This window comes from Acinetobacter sp. 778_lipA, from assembly GCF_058242985.1.
Genome location: NZ_JBZAYT010000001.1, coordinates 2878982 through 2892881, shown reverse-complemented (window position 1 = coordinate 2892881; position 13900 = coordinate 2878982). Strand labels below are relative to the sequence as shown.

Genomic DNA, 13900 nt, shown 5'->3' with positions numbered 1-13900 from the left:
AGACAAAAAACATACAGAGATTACAAATATATATTTTGTTAAATTATTTCAAAATATTAAAGATATCGTTATTTATAAGTAAAATATGAATAGAATTAATGAGTTTGTCTTTATGTTAGTAAATATTTATTTTAATTTGAGTTGTAATTATTTATTTGTACATTGGATTACTTTAAGCTGAAATTTTCAATGATTTAGATTTTTTATCTCATTTAAATTGGTTTGTCTCATTTAAATAGTTTAAAGATGATGCCAGATTATTTTATGCTCTTGATGCTTATACGGCTAGATTAGCAGTTATCAATCTGGTTATTATCCGGAAATAACCAGTTTTTTAAGGTGAATGAATATTATACTTCTTTTGTAAGTCATTTTTTAAAACGATAGAACAATTTTAAATTCCTCCCTGATCCTAGTCCCCCCAAAGAGAGATGGAACTTTCAGTACCTATATGATTCACTCAACATGATGAGTTATGAAGCAACTCTATAGAGAGATTGAATAAACGCCTCAGGAAGTCAAAAACTGTCTAAGCTGGCTTTGATATTCTGTCAGATATGCTCAATCTAAAATCAGTAGTCTGTATATCTTCATGATGTTAAAGTGATTAGAGAACTGAGCTTGGCTTCAATTGTGAATTGGGAAGGGCTCATTTATAATTAAATTCTTATGTGTAGAAAATAGAGAAGTATGTCATCACAATCTCAAGTCGCTTCTACTCAGGTGACAAAAAGGCAAACCAAGCCAGCAGAAGTCCGAATTGATGAGCTGATGAATGCTGCACAAACGCTTTTTTTAGAAAAAGGGGTGGAAGCAACCACGATTAGCGAAATTATCGCCAGCGTGGGTGTGGCTAAAGGCACGTTCTATCATTATTTTGAATCAAAACAGCATATTGTTGAAGCATTAAAAAAACGTTATATCGATTTTTTTATTGAGGCTCTAGATACAGCAGTTGCAAAATGTGATGCAGAAGATTGGGTCAGTCAATTTAAAGTTTGGGTCGCTGCAAATATTCACACCTATCTCAACAGTTATCCTATACATGATATTGTTTTTGGCGCACATCATCATGAGCGTCAAAATAAAGAAAAAAATATGATAGTTGAACAATTACTGCATATCTTAAAGGGTGGTCAGAAAGCAGGCATTTGGCATTTAGAACAGCCAAAATTAACCGCTTTGTTGATTTATTCGGGGGTGCATGGGGTAACGGATGAAGCAATTGCCAATCAACTGCAAGATAGTACAGATTTCTCGCGACAAATTGCGATGCAATATTTAAAAATGCTAGGTCATGATGAGTGATCTTTCTATATTTATTTCAGCTTATATTTTAGATAAAAAATGATTATGTGATCTAAGAGCAAGTCATTTAGTTATATCTCGTTGGTGATCTTCAAAAAGATAGTTGAGTCATGTCTACCAAAATGAGGTGTTTATTTTTCGGTGCTTTTCAATTGACTGACGGTCGGTCAGTATATAGTATAATGATTCTCATTTATCTGTCTTAGGTGATGTATGAACGCATCTCGCCAACCGATTTATCTCATTTTAGCGCTCTATATCAGCACATTTCTTTGTTTGGTGGATTTAAGTAGTGTCAATCTGGCACTTGGAAGCATTCAAAAAGAATTTGATAGCGATATGGCTGATCTACAGTGGGTAATTGATAGTTATGCTTTAAGCCTATCGAGTTTGATGTTAGCAGTGGGGGCATTAAGCCAGCGTTTAGGGCGTAAAAAATTATGGCTGTTGGGTGTCATCATTTTTATAGTGGGTTCAATGATTTGTGCAATGGCAAGCAATTTTAGTTTGTTGATCATTGGCCGTATGATTCAAGGGGTGGCTGGCGCAGTTTTAATCCCTCTGGCTTTGGCGATTTTGGTACATCATTTTCATCAACCACAAGACAAAGCACGTGAAATTGGTCGCTGGAGTTCTTTTAGTGCTTTTTCATTGATTGTTGGCCCGCTAATCGGTGGTTTGATGGTGCATCATTTTGGTTGGCAAAGCATATTCTGGCTTAACCTTCCAGTTGGGGTTGTGACGATTTACTTGGGATATAAGGGAATTGACCCAGACCAGAAATCTCAATCTCTACCGTTTGATTATCTTGGTTTGTTATATAGCGCTGTTGCCATTGTCACATTAACCTATAGTATTATTGCCCTACAACACGACTATTTAAAGCATTGGTTGATGCTGAGTATTGTTTTGTTTGGTGTGGCGAGTATGGCATTTGCATGGCAGCAAAAACATACAGTTCATCCCTTGATCCCCAATCATTTATTTAAGAACAAACATTTTTTAGCTTATAACGCAATTTCATTTATCTTGGGTTTTGCAGGATATAGTTCGTTATTTATATTTGCTTTATTTTATCAAAATCAGATCGAGTTGAGTGCAGCACAGACTGGCTGGTTGATTGCACCACAGTTTTTAACTCAAGCATTTGTTTCAATAGCCTTTGCCAAATTACATCAACGATTTACAGTGGCAAGCTTATTGATACTGGGCTTGGCAATTGCAGGCGTTGCGTTGTTGGCCATGATGAGTTTTCAACTCGATTCATCTTTGCTGCTATTTGTCTTATGTGGTGGACTGATGGGAATCGGGATGGGACTGATCGTGCCAGGTTCAAGTACATTGATTATGGGAAGTGTGCAAGTTCAAGATGCAAATTTTGCGGCAGCAATCTTAAATACCCTACGCCAACTTGGAATGACACTCGGAATTGCAGTATTGGGTACGACGATGACTTTTATGACGGCTTTTTCTCAACAGCAAGGCAATAGCCTAGAATCTGCTGAACTGATGGCTTTTCATGTTACTGTTATGTTGATGGGGGGACTATTTCTATTGTCTATTTTGGTTATGCTGTATAGCCAAAAACAAGCGAAATAGTTGATATAGTTAACCTGTCAAAAAACTCATACACAAGAATATAATTTCTCCTAATTAATATTCTTTAATTCAATCATTTGATTTATGAAAGATCTATTGTTTACACCAATGAGCTAAAACTTTGCAACCTAGGTTGGGCAGTGTAAGTACCTTTTCTTCATTGAATCCTAGATGGTGTAGCTATCGCATGGCGACATGGATGTCGCTGTTGGGCGGGGGTATATGAGCAAAAATAAAGCACTGCTTTGTTTGCAGCGCAAGAGCCCTGTTAAACGGAAGATTTTTGTCATCTTTTCATCTCTGAAAAGTGAGGCATCGCCTTCGCTAATTAAATTTAAACTTCTCACTGTAATATAGGGCTGTGCAAGCACCTTTGCGTCATTGAATTCTACATGGTGTAGATATCGTGGGCGTATAGGACGTACCCCTTGCTCAACATAAGCAAGAACAAAGCATGACTTTTTTGTAGCGTAAGGATGAGACAGTACAAGAGTGAGACATTAGGCTTCTTTCATTAGTCCTTTTAAAACCGTAAATCAAGATAAAAGCCCCTCATCCTAGCCTTCTCTCGAAGGGAGAAGGGACTTTCAATACCAATACGATTCACGCCATATAATCATATTTTTATTTATGAAAGATCTATTGTTTATGCCAATCAAATTTAAACTTTTCACTGTAATAGGTGGCTGTACAAGCTTCTACCATCAGATCAATTCACTGTTCTGCAACAGAACTAATGAAGTTGCTCTAAATTGATTAATGCATTGCCAAAATATTCAAATGCATCAAGCGCACCTTGAATAACTTCATCTTTCTGGCTTGGGCTAAGTCGAGCTTGATCTAGAGCTTGAACAAATCGTTTCCAAACCTTAGCTCGCCCTTCAGGATAAGCAGACAAATTGCGAGCGCCTTTTTCCGCACTGAGCCCTAAATGTTGCTGAGCTTGTTTAAATAAAAATGCAGCTCCCAATGTTGATCCTTCTGAAACGTAAATCCAACCTAGGGCAGCAGGGAAAGTCACATTTAAGCTTTCTAAAGTTTGACCTTGAGGCTGAATACCTAAATCTTGCAGATCGAGTAAAGCCTGAGCAGAGCGACCACGAATATCAATATCAGTTATATATGAAGCTACTTGATCTTGTTGAAATAAATGTTCGATTTCTAATTGAAAATAATACTGAGACAATGTGAATAAAGCATATTTTTCTAAACTTGAAAATACATCTGCTTGTGCCATCAGCTTATGCATTCTTTCATGCTCATCTGCAGTTTGTAATTTTAGACGCATTGACAAACTAAGTTGTTGCTGAGCGTTTGGTTCATTGATCAGTGCTTGATTCATTCCATTCTCTGATTTAAAAGGCGGTATATAAGAGATGACGAATGGAAGGAGAAAAACATGCAAAAGACCTTACAAAAAAAGTTCCTTCAGAGAGCATTTACAAATCATGGAATGTAAACGATAATTATTATTGTTTAGGGTTTTTAAATTTAATTTTATGGTTCCAATTCTCCCCACACCCTCACGGCAGCAGATATTGCAAGACATGTATTTGGATCATCATGATTGGTTGAGACACTGGTTGAACTCGCGAGTCCGCTATCCCTTTACTGCAGCGGATTTGGTTCAAGATACTTTTGTAAAATTGCTACAAACTCAACAGCTTTTTTCTATTCAAGAACCGCGTGCATATTTGGTGAATGTTGCTAAACACTTACTTATTGATAAACATCGTCGTTATATTTTAGAGCAGAATTATTTAGAAACCCTAAAACAGCATGCTGATGATCAGGATATTTTATTATCTTCAAATCAAATTGAAGAAGCAGTACTCATCTTAGATTTTCTCACTGTTGCTTTGCAGGGTACGACAGCACTGACTCGAAAAGCTTTTATTATGTATTACTTTGAAGGTTATAGTCAGAGTGAAATTGCGACTGAGATTGGTAAATCTTTACGCACGACACAGCTATATTTAGCTGACTGTTTACAGTTATGTTATGAGGCGAAAAACAATCTGCTTGAGCTAGAGCAAGATGAACGCTAAACAACTACAAAAAGAGATGGCTTTATGGATTGTTCGTTTAAATACCGATAATTTACATGAACGTCAACAAGCTCAAATCGAGTTTGAAGCGTGGAGAAACAAGTACCCTGAACATCATGATCAACTCGATCAAATGCTTAGTTTCTCACAAACGATGCAGCAATTTTCAACAACACATGGCATATCTAGCCAAAATGTTCGAAATTCAATGAAACTCAGCCAGCAAAGTAAAAAACATATTTTACAAATGCTGAGTAAAACCTTGCTGTTCTTTGTAGGGGTAGGCGGTGTAATCTATTTAGCCAGTGATTCAACGATGCTGTCGTACCATACTGCTGATTTTAAAACTGAAGTTGGCCAAATACATTCAATCACCTTGCAAGATGGTTCCAAAGTGACTTTAGGTGCAAAATCTGCAATTAAACTAGATTTTAGTTCTGAAAAACGACAAATCAATTTAGTTCAAGGGGACATGTATATTGATGTTGCCAAAGACCCTCAACGACCGTTAATCATTCATACACCTCAAGCAGATTTTAAAGCGCTCGGTACTCGATTTATCGTTTATCAATACTCAAACAGCAGCGTGGTAAATATGCTGCATTCTAAAGTTGAAACTCGTTCCTTGGGCAAGGATCATCAATCAAAAGTAGTCAAGCAGGGTGAAAAAATTACCGCTAATCCACTTGGTTTGAGTCCAATATCTAAACTTGATATTGCATCGACAGAGTTTGCTTGGGATAAGCATCAGATATTGGCAGATCAACTTCCTTTGCCTGATTTACTCACAAACTTAAGTCGTTATCATCATCAATATTTAATTTTTAATCACTCTACTTTAAAAGATTATAAAGTCAGTGGTGTGATTAATGCGCAACAGGATTTAGATCAAACCCTGCGTTTATTGGTTAGTCATTATCCAATTAAAATTACTAAACTTGGTAATTATGTGATTTATATTACTTCAAAATAACAAAAATGTTATTTTAGCCTAATTTAATAGATTTTTTTTAAAATAATTTATTTATGTTTGGTTATATTTTTAGATCATTAAATTCTGTTTTAAAATACAATATTGATTATAACTTTATTAATTTAATTTTTAAGATATTGAATAAAAACAATTAAAATAATTTATTTATTTTTTTAATGTATGTGCATGATAAAAATTTAACTTGGGAGATATTGTGGTGAGAATATATTGTTGTGGGGGTGGTGGTTTTTTTAAAATTGGTTGAAATTTAAAATAAAAATAAATTTTGAATAGCTGGATTTTAAAACAAGTTTATGCTTAAAATAAACAGATTTTAAAATAAATAGGCAATTTAAATAAATGGAAGCAGGGGTGTATATATTTAAATGTGTTTGTTTATGTGGGGTTTATTTTTTTGTAATTTGGATAAAGTAATATTGTTTTAAACTTCATGAGGTTAATTCTATGAAGAGACTTATTCTCCCCATATTGAGTGTTTGGACTTTAAGTTTGGGAAGTAATAGTGTGTTTGCTGTCAACGGGAAAATTACGGTAAATGGTGCTGTGACTGACGGAACGTGTACGATCCAACCTCAACTTGGTGTGGGATCTGGCATTAAGGATATTATTATTCCGTTGAAGGCTATCACTAAATCAAGCTTTACACCTACAAATACAAGTCAAGGCTCCACAAATTTTTTTCTGTTCTTGGTAAATGGTACGGGCGCGTACTGTGATGTGGCACATAATAAATCCTTTAAGGGTATCCATCTCACTCCAATTTCTGCAACTGACTTGGATGCAATGGATAAGACTTTATTGGTCAATAAAGCTACAGGTGCAAGCGGTGCTTCTGTTAAAAATCCTGTTTTTATTCAAATGTTCGCGGATCATAGAAATGTTGTGGATTTTACTGCACCGTGGGGAGTTCAGGCAAAAAGTATGATTTATGGCGATAAGGAAGATTTCTCTTTCGTAAGTTATCAAGTTGAGTATGTTTCTAAAACTGGAATTGTCGATGCTCAAAATGTCACAGCGACTGTAAATTATAACATTCACTATAATTAATTTTTGTCTGATGATTTCAACAGGGAACAATATGTTTGTTGTTGATTAAGCCAGTTAAAAATAATTATAACTTCGTAAGGTTAATTCAATGAAGAAACTTACTCTACCCCCGTTGGCTATTTGGGCTTTACTTTTGGTAAGTGGTCATGTGTTTGCTGTAGATGGAAAAATTACAGTGAATGGTGTCGTGGTTGACCAAACCTGTACATTACAAGCTTACAATGTAATGGCAAGTGGTAAGAAAGATCTAACAATGCACTTACAAGATGTACCTAAATCTGGGTTTGCTCCCAGTACCCCACAGCAAGCTGGTGCATATTTTTTTGCAAAGTTAACAAATTCTGCGGGTGGTAAATGTGATGCAGCAACAACTAAAGCTTTTAAAGGTATCCATCTCAGTGCAATTTCAGCAACAGACTTAGATGAAACGGATAAGACCTTATTGGTCAATCAAGCTATAGGCGCCTCTGCTACAAATCCTATATTTATTCGACTAACCACTTGGCAGGGAGCAGCTGTCGACCTTTCTGCACCTTGGGGAACTCAGGCGTACTCTCCAGCAACCACGCCTATTCCGCAGCAAGATACAATTATAAATTATCTTGTTACGTATGTTTCCAAGACTGGGATTGTCGATGCTCAAAGTGTCACAGCGACTGTAAATTATAACATTCATTATAATTAATTTTTGTCTGATGGTTTCAACAGGGAACAGTATGTTTGTTGTTGATAAAGCAGTTAAAAATAATACAACTTCGTAAGGTGAATTCAATGAAGAAATTTACTCTACCTACATTGGCTATGTGGGCTTTACTTTTGGCAAGTAGTCATGTGTTTGCTGTAGATGGAAAAATTACAGTGAATGGTGCTGTGACTGATGGAACATGTACTTTACGACCTACTAAAATTCATCCAGGAACTGGCATGAAGAATATAATTATTCCGATGGCCGCTGTGCCTAAATCAAGCTTTACTGCTACAAATACGTTACAAGGGCGCACAAATATTTTTCTGGACTTAGTAAATGGTGCGGGTGATTACTGTGATGAGGCACAAAATATAGCCTTTAAAGGTATTCATCTCAGTCCAATTTCAGCAACTGACTTAGATGAATCGGATAAGACTTTGTTGATCAATAAAGCCACAGGTGCTTCTGTTAAAAACCCTGTTTTTATTCAATTAAGTGTTTCGGGTGGCAATGTACCTGTGAATCTTTCTCAGCCCTGGAATACTCAGGGAAGAAACGCTGTTTATGGCCATAGTCAGGCCGTCCACGTAAGTTATCAAGTCAACTATATTTCCAAAACAGGGATTGTCGATGCTCAGAATGTCACAGCGAGAGTAAATTATACATTGCACTATAATTAATTTTTGTCTGATGGTTTCAATTGGGAACAATATGTTTGTTGTTGATTAAGCCAATTAAAAAATAATTAAAACTTCGTAAGGTGAATTCAATGAAGAAACTTACTCTACCTACATTGGCTATTTGGGCTTTACTTTTGGCAAGTAGTCATGTGTTTGCTGTAGATGGAAAAATTACAGTGAATGGTGCTGTGACTGATGGAACATGTACTTTACGACCTACTAAAATTCATCCAGGAACTGGCATGAAGAATATAATGATTCCGATGGCCGCTGTGCCTAATTCAAGCTTTACCCCTACAAATACGATACAAGGGACCACAAACATTTTTCTGGACTTAGTAAATGGCTTGGGTGATTACTGTGATGTGGCACAAAATATAGCCTTTAAAGGTATTCATCTCAGTCCAATTTCAGCAACTGACTTAGATGAATCGGATAAGACTTTGTTGATCAATAAAGCCACAGGTGCTTCTGTTAAACACCCTGTTTTTATTCAAATAAGTACTCCAGGTGGCTGGAATATTGTTGATCTTTCTGCGCCTTGGGATACCCAAGCAAGAAGTATTGTTTATGGGACTAGTAATGTCGCCCGAGTAGGTTTTCGAGTAAGCTATTTTTCCAAAACAGGGATTGTCGATGCTCAGGATGTCACAGCGAGAGTAAATTATACATTGCACTATAATTAATTTTCGTCTGATGGTTTCAACAGGGAATAGTTTGTTTGTTGCAGATTGAGAAAATTAAATAAAACTGCAGTTCATTGCGGTTTTTTTCTGTCTGCTTCGTCATATAACTTAGAACGCATGAAAACACAGATTATTTTAACTGAATGAAGTTAATGATTATCATTTAACCTTGGGTGAGTAAAGAATGTCTCAATCTTTATATCAGACAGTAATAAAGCCTGTTGCTTTGGCTGTTGCAATCGCACTTTCTATGGGTGCAATGAGTATGCAAACGCATGCAAATAACACTTTACCAGTAACTTTTTATCAAGTGCAAAGCGGTTCACTTACCCAAGCTTTAAATAGTTTGGCACAGCAAGCCAACGTATCTTTATTATTAGATCCAGAAAAAACTAATCGTTATCGGGTGAAGACGATTCAGGGTAAATATAGCTTAGACCAGTTTTTTGCGTTATTGGTGCAAAATACGCCATTTCAGATTCAAAAAACCTCAGCAGGTTATCTGTTAGTTGAAAAGCCCGTTACTGTACAAATCCCAGTAGTTAATACAGCGAATACAACAACAGGAAAAACAACAAGTTCAAATGCCCGTACTGATGAAAACCAAATTTATCAGATGACACCGATTGTGGTAGAAGCCATAAAAAAAGACACTATACAATTTGGCCAAAGCGTACTGAATCAAAAGGCGATTGATCGTTATCAGGCAAATAATGTTGCACAATTACTGGATCATATGCCCAGTGTTGGTTCAGCCGGATCTCCACGCCCGGGGGGGCAAACGATTAATATTTTGGGGATGGGTGGTGTAGCAGATGTTCCCATTACCTTAGACGATTCTGTTAAAACGTTTGACAAATATCGACAGGGTTCAGTCTTTATTGAGCCAGAAATTTTAAAGAAAATCACGGTGGATAAAGGACCGCATAATGTTGAAGTCGGAAATGGCGGTTTTGGCGGTAAGGTCACACTTGAAACCAAAGATGCCACTGATCTACTGGACGCTGATAAAAATATTGGTGCATTTTTAAAATATTCACGTTTTTCCAATAACAGCCAAAATACTTATACTGGTGCAGTATATGGTAAAGCAGAGAATGGATTGGTCGATGGTCTGTTTTACTATACCAATCGCGATAGTGGAAATGTAAAGCGCCCAGATGGCAGTCAGTTTTTATATTCTGGGCAAGAGCAAGAAACCTATTTAGCCAAACTGAATTTTTATCCAGCAGATGGTCATAAAATTTCTTTAAATGCGATGCAAAGTGGGCATGAGGGCTGGGAACCTTTTGCTGCTATGCGTGATCAGGATGCAGTACCAACTGAAGCAGATATTGCCAAATATGGCTATGAAGAGGCTTGGAAGCGCCGTTTGGTGGACCGTGATCAAGAAGATACCAGTTACTCAGCAAGTTATGAGTTCAACCCTGACGCTAATCCATATCTAAATTTAAAAGCGGTCGCATCCTATTCAAAGACTTATCAGCATGATCAACGCTTGCCAAGTGTAAACGGTTCAGCGGCACTGTTAGGCAACGAAAGTTGGGTGACTTATACCAATACTGCATTGAAAATAAATAATATCAGCGACATTCCAACAAATTTGGGGACGCATAAATTAAAAGTTGGCGCGCAATATCAGAAAATGGAACAAAATTCGCTGATATATGACAAGAACAATGGCAAAAAGCCAGATTATAATTTTGGTTATTACGAACCGAACTATATGCCTGCTGGCGATCAACAAATGCTCAGTGCATTTGTTGAAGATCAATATCAGATTAATAATTTCGTCATTACACCATCGCTACGCTATGATCATATCGAAAATAACGGCAAGCCAAATCGTGCATCACGATTTAATGATCCAACTGCTGGACATGATTATTCTAGTAAAACTTATACTGGCTGGTCTCCACGTTTAGCGATGTCTTGGAAACAGGCGGACTATATGACTTGGTTTGCAAATGTGAGTAAAACTTGGCGTGCGCCTCGTGTTGATGAACAATATTATGTGCAATCCGCAGCGACCACTGTTCCCTCGACTAGTCGTTATCTACTGCCTGAAAAAATGTTGGCGATTCGTATCGGAAATGAGATGAATTTTGATGATGTGTTTAGCAATGAAGATCATCTGCAAGTTCGTTTAACTTATCATCATAATCGGGGTAGTGATGAGATATTTCGTAATCGTTCAACATTCTGTCGAGCACAAGCAGAAAACAATGCCAACAATGGCTCGGGTAGCGTAGCGGATTGTAAAGGCAACTATGATCATGGTTTTTATCGTAATGTGACTGATTACACCATCAAAGCCTATGAAGCCGAAGCCTTTTATAACCAGCCAACTTGGTTCGCAGGTTTAACTTATTCCTATATTCGCGGGCAACGTGATAATTCCCCGGTAAATCCATGGTTTGATCAAAAAACATGGATGACCAATATCCCACCGAAAAAAGCCACGGCGACTTTAGGGGTAAATGTGCCTGAACATTACTTAACTATGGGCTGGAGAGGGATATTTGTAGCTGCGCAAGACCGAAGCCTTTCTGACAATGATAAGTCAATTGCGGCATCTTCATTTTCATTACCTAAAACCAAAGGCTATTCACTACATAGTGTTTATGCAGACTGGCAGCCAATCGGTGCAAAAGGGCCTACGCTGAATTTCTCGATTGATAATTTATTTAATCGTGATTACAAAATGTATTTGGGTGAATATATGACAGGTACAGGTCGAGATTATAAGGTAAGTATTTCTCAGAAATTCTAATGTACCTGCACCAACCATACGAAATGAAAGAATGACATGGCGAAAAGTAAATTTAATTTAACCATTAAATTCACTTTTCGCTTTTTTTAATTAACTCATCAGCATAAATTTAAATCTCTAAAATCATATAATTTTTAGCACGAGGCGTTCGATTGCAACATCTATCAAATTTAACAGTTGCAGTGTTAAAACGATATATGGCTTGGTTTTCAGTTGGATTGTTAACAGGTAAGCATTAAGTCTTTAAGCTGCCAGTCTTGGTTATTGAAATAAAATACTGATCAAAACCAGCGTGAGTAATAGGATATAACCACGTTCATGCAGCTGATTAGACAATTTCCCTATCCACTTTATCGAAAGTTTCATGCCTAAAAAGCCCCCTATAATCAACGCAATTAAAGCAGGGTAATAAAAATAACCAATAAAATGCATGCCTAAATGTTGGGGTTGAATGAATTGTCCAATGATCAAGGTGAAGCAACCTGCAAGCGCAACTGGCATACTCAAAGGATTGGCAAGGGCAACCGATGAAGACATATCCAAACCACAACGACGGAACAGGGGAACAGTCATCACACTGCCTCCGACACCCAAAGCAGCAGCTATCCCACCGATGAATATTCCGCCTAAGCCTTGCTCTGTTTTGGTGAGTAATCTTACTGTTTGAGCATTTGAGTGGGGCTGTCTGAATTGACGAATCAGACAATCAAAAATTGTAAAACACAAATAGAGTGCAAAAGCCCATTTTAACAGATGTGATGAAGTATTCAGGGCGATCAAAGTGCCTAAAATTGCACCAGCAGCAATCCAATAAGCAATGGGGAATAAGTACTGCGTGTGTATTTTTCGCTGTTTATATTGCTGATAGCTTGCCAATCCTGAGTTGATCACCATCAATAACAATGAGGTGGCAACAGCACTTTTAAAAGCTAAATCATAGGCGGTAGAATGAATTGGATATTGCATACGGATTGTCGAATAAACCAAGGGAACCACCACAAAGCCCCCAGCAAAACCAAATAATATGGTGAGTATGCCACTGACAAATCCTGCAACCAATAAAATAAGATAGAGTTCCATAAGCATAGATCTTTGAAAATAAATACCAGTTTAAGGATTTCCCAATCAATAAAATTTGTTATATTCCGCATTTAATTACTCAAATCAGACAGAGATATGAAACAAATCTCGATTCATAGCGTTGAGCATTTAAAACATAAAATGATTGCGATAGAAACGCAGTATGCTGATTATTATGTGTTGAAGATGCACAGCCATAAACGAGCACAATTACTCTATGCAGCTCAGGGCATGATGCATGTTGAAACACCACAAGGAAACTGGATCATTCCACCAGAAAGGGCAGTTTGGATTCCACCACAAGTTCCGCATCAACTGACTTTGTTTAATGTTAAAACCTGTAGTTTGTATATCCTTCCTGAATACGTCCCTAGGCAGATTGAATGCTGTGAAGTTCTGTCAATTTCGCCTTTGCTTAGACAATTACTTTTAAAAGCACCAGAGTTAAATGAACCGCTTTCAAGACATGATGAGCTGATTCAAGAATTGATTTTAACCGAGCTGGAAATTTCTGAAACAATTGAACTGCATTTACCTTTACCAGAAGATAAAGCCATGTTAGAAATTTGCCAAAAGTTCTTAAAGCAGCCAAATATTCATTTATCACCTGAAGAAATTGCGATACAACTTTATATCAGCGAACGGCATTTTAGTCGGCTGTTTAAAAGTGAAGTCGGGATGTCTTTTTCAAAATGGCGACAACATGCTTGTGTACTGTTAAGTCTTGAAAAATTGCTCCAAAATCAGCCGATCCAGAAAATTGCTTATGATTTTGGCTTTAAAAATCCTGCTGCATTCACCACCATGTTTCACCGAGTTCTAGGTTTAAGCCCGACTCAATATATGGGGCATCTGCAAAATAAAACATCTAGATAAACTGTATTTTTGATTTTTGACTGAACGTTATAAAAATAAGCCTAACTTATCAGTGACCTGATTGATACAGTCGAATCATTAGAAAAAACACGTTTTATTTAAAGCATGTTGCTTTTCAAAC

12 protein-coding genes are annotated in these 13900 nt (G+C 36.9%); 10 read left to right on the top strand and 2 right to left on the bottom strand.

Going from position 1 to position 13900, the window contains the following annotated elements; translation table 11 throughout:
• The first annotated feature begins 690 nt into the window (after positions 1 to 690).
• Both AC4CUY_RS13855 and AC4CUY_RS13850 read left to right on the top strand, forming a co-directional pair.
• Positions 691 to 1308, top strand: coding sequence for a TetR/AcrR family transcriptional regulator (locus AC4CUY_RS13855; RefSeq protein ID WP_336951487.1), 618 nt, complete (start codon positions 691 to 693; stop codon positions 1306 to 1308).
• 213 nt (positions 1309 to 1521) lie between these two features.
• Positions 1522 to 2907: an MFS transporter gene (locus AC4CUY_RS13850; protein ID WP_336951485.1), complete on the top strand. Its 1386-nt coding sequence runs from the start codon at positions 1522 to 1524 to the stop codon at positions 2905 to 2907.
• 733 nt (positions 2908 to 3640) lie between these two features.
• Here AC4CUY_RS13850 and AC4CUY_RS13845 read toward each other — a convergent pair.
• Positions 3641 to 4249, bottom strand: a complete 609-nt coding sequence (locus tag AC4CUY_RS13845) for a biliverdin-producing heme oxygenase (protein ID WP_336954068.1) — start codon at positions 4247 to 4249, stop codon at positions 3641 to 3643.
• Positions 4250 to 4406: 157 nt separating this feature from the next.
• Here AC4CUY_RS13845 and AC4CUY_RS13840 point away from each other — a divergent pair, with 157 nt between their 5' ends.
• The 7 genes from AC4CUY_RS13840 to AC4CUY_RS13810 all read left to right on the top strand — a co-directional run bounded on the left by AC4CUY_RS13840 (position 4407) and on the right by AC4CUY_RS13810 (position 11823).
• A complete protein-coding gene (locus AC4CUY_RS13840; RefSeq protein ID WP_336954066.1) occupies positions 4407 to 4955 on the top strand; it encodes a sigma-70 family RNA polymerase sigma factor in 549 nt (182 codons plus the stop codon).
• Positions 4945 to 5928 (top strand): FecR family protein, encoded by a 984-nt coding sequence (locus tag AC4CUY_RS13835; protein ID WP_490774278.1) that lies wholly within the window; start codon positions 4945 to 4947, stop codon positions 5926 to 5928. The genes AC4CUY_RS13840 and AC4CUY_RS13835 overlap by 11 nt, the downstream gene beginning before the upstream one ends.
• Positions 5929 to 6393: 465 nt before the next feature.
• Complete coding sequence (locus AC4CUY_RS13830) at positions 6394 to 6996, top strand: fimbrial protein (RefSeq protein ID WP_419360538.1); 603 nt, start codon at positions 6394 to 6396, stop codon at positions 6994 to 6996.
• 88 nt (positions 6997 to 7084) lie between these two features.
• Positions 7085 to 7681 (top strand): fimbrial protein, encoded by a 597-nt coding sequence (locus AC4CUY_RS13825; protein WP_336954063.1) that lies wholly within the window; start codon positions 7085 to 7087, stop codon positions 7679 to 7681.
• Between the two features lie 86 nt (positions 7682 to 7767).
• A complete protein-coding gene (locus AC4CUY_RS13820; RefSeq protein WP_336954062.1) occupies positions 7768 to 8364 on the top strand; it encodes a fimbrial protein in 597 nt (198 codons plus the stop codon).
• Positions 8365 to 8453: 89 nt separating this feature from the next.
• Positions 8454 to 9050: a fimbrial protein gene (locus AC4CUY_RS13815; protein ID WP_483770831.1), complete on the top strand. Its 597-nt coding sequence runs from the start codon at positions 8454 to 8456 to the stop codon at positions 9048 to 9050.
• A 184-nt stretch (positions 9051 to 9234) separates the two neighbouring features.
• Positions 9235 to 11823 carry a TonB-dependent hemoglobin/transferrin/lactoferrin family receptor gene (locus AC4CUY_RS13810; protein ID WP_490774277.1) on the top strand — a complete coding sequence of 863 codons (2589 nt, stop codon included), beginning with the start codon at positions 9235 to 9237 and terminating at the stop codon, positions 11821 to 11823.
• A 261-nt stretch (positions 11824 to 12084) separates the two neighbouring features.
• On the opposite strand, the gene AC4CUY_RS13805 is transcribed toward AC4CUY_RS13810, so the two are convergent.
• On the bottom strand, positions 12085 to 12903 hold the full coding sequence (locus AC4CUY_RS13805; protein WP_490774276.1) for a sulfite exporter TauE/SafE family protein: 819 nt from the start codon (positions 12901 to 12903) through the stop codon (positions 12085 to 12087).
• Positions 12904 to 12999: 96 nt separating this feature from the next.
• On the opposite strand from AC4CUY_RS13805, the gene AC4CUY_RS13800 reads away from it, so the two are divergent.
• On the top strand, positions 13000 to 13779 hold the full coding sequence (locus AC4CUY_RS13800; RefSeq protein ID WP_419327824.1) for an AraC family transcriptional regulator: 780 nt from the start codon (positions 13000 to 13002) through the stop codon (positions 13777 to 13779).
• Positions 13780 to 13900 lie beyond the last annotated feature (121 nt).

What these genes read in the sequence shown, in the direction of transcription:
- AC4CUY_RS13815 (WP_483770831.1), top strand. Translation starts at nt 8,454, where the DNA reads ATGAAGAAACTTACTCTACCTACATTGGCTATTTGGGCTTTACTTTTG.
- AC4CUY_RS13840 (WP_336954066.1), top strand. Translation starts at nt 4,407, where the DNA reads ATGGTTCCAATTCTCCCCACACCCTCACGGCAGCAGATATTGCAAGAC.
- AC4CUY_RS13810 (WP_490774277.1), top strand. Translation starts at nt 9,235, where the DNA reads ATGTCTCAATCTTTATATCAGACAGTAATAAAGCCTGTTGCTTTGGCT.
- AC4CUY_RS13845 (WP_336954068.1), bottom strand. Translation starts at nt 4,249, where the DNA reads ATGAATCAAGCACTGATCAATGAACCAAACGCTCAGCAACAACTTAGT.
- AC4CUY_RS13820 (WP_336954062.1), top strand. Translation starts at nt 7,768, where the DNA reads ATGAAGAAATTTACTCTACCTACATTGGCTATGTGGGCTTTACTTTTG.
- AC4CUY_RS13800 (WP_419327824.1), top strand. Translation starts at nt 13,000, where the DNA reads ATGAAACAAATCTCGATTCATAGCGTTGAGCATTTAAAACATAAAATG.
- AC4CUY_RS13835 (WP_490774278.1), top strand. Translation starts at nt 4,945, where the DNA reads ATGAACGCTAAACAACTACAAAAAGAGATGGCTTTATGGATTGTTCGT.
- AC4CUY_RS13850 (WP_336951485.1), top strand. Translation starts at nt 1,522, where the DNA reads ATGAACGCATCTCGCCAACCGATTTATCTCATTTTAGCGCTCTATATC.
- AC4CUY_RS13805 (WP_490774276.1), bottom strand. Translation starts at nt 12,903, where the DNA reads ATGGAACTCTATCTTATTTTATTGGTTGCAGGATTTGTCAGTGGCATA.
- AC4CUY_RS13825 (WP_336954063.1), top strand. Translation starts at nt 7,085, where the DNA reads ATGAAGAAACTTACTCTACCCCCGTTGGCTATTTGGGCTTTACTTTTG.
- AC4CUY_RS13830 (WP_419360538.1), top strand. Translation starts at nt 6,394, where the DNA reads ATGAAGAGACTTATTCTCCCCATATTGAGTGTTTGGACTTTAAGTTTG.
- AC4CUY_RS13855 (WP_336951487.1), top strand. Translation starts at nt 691, where the DNA reads ATGTCATCACAATCTCAAGTCGCTTCTACTCAGGTGACAAAAAGGCAA.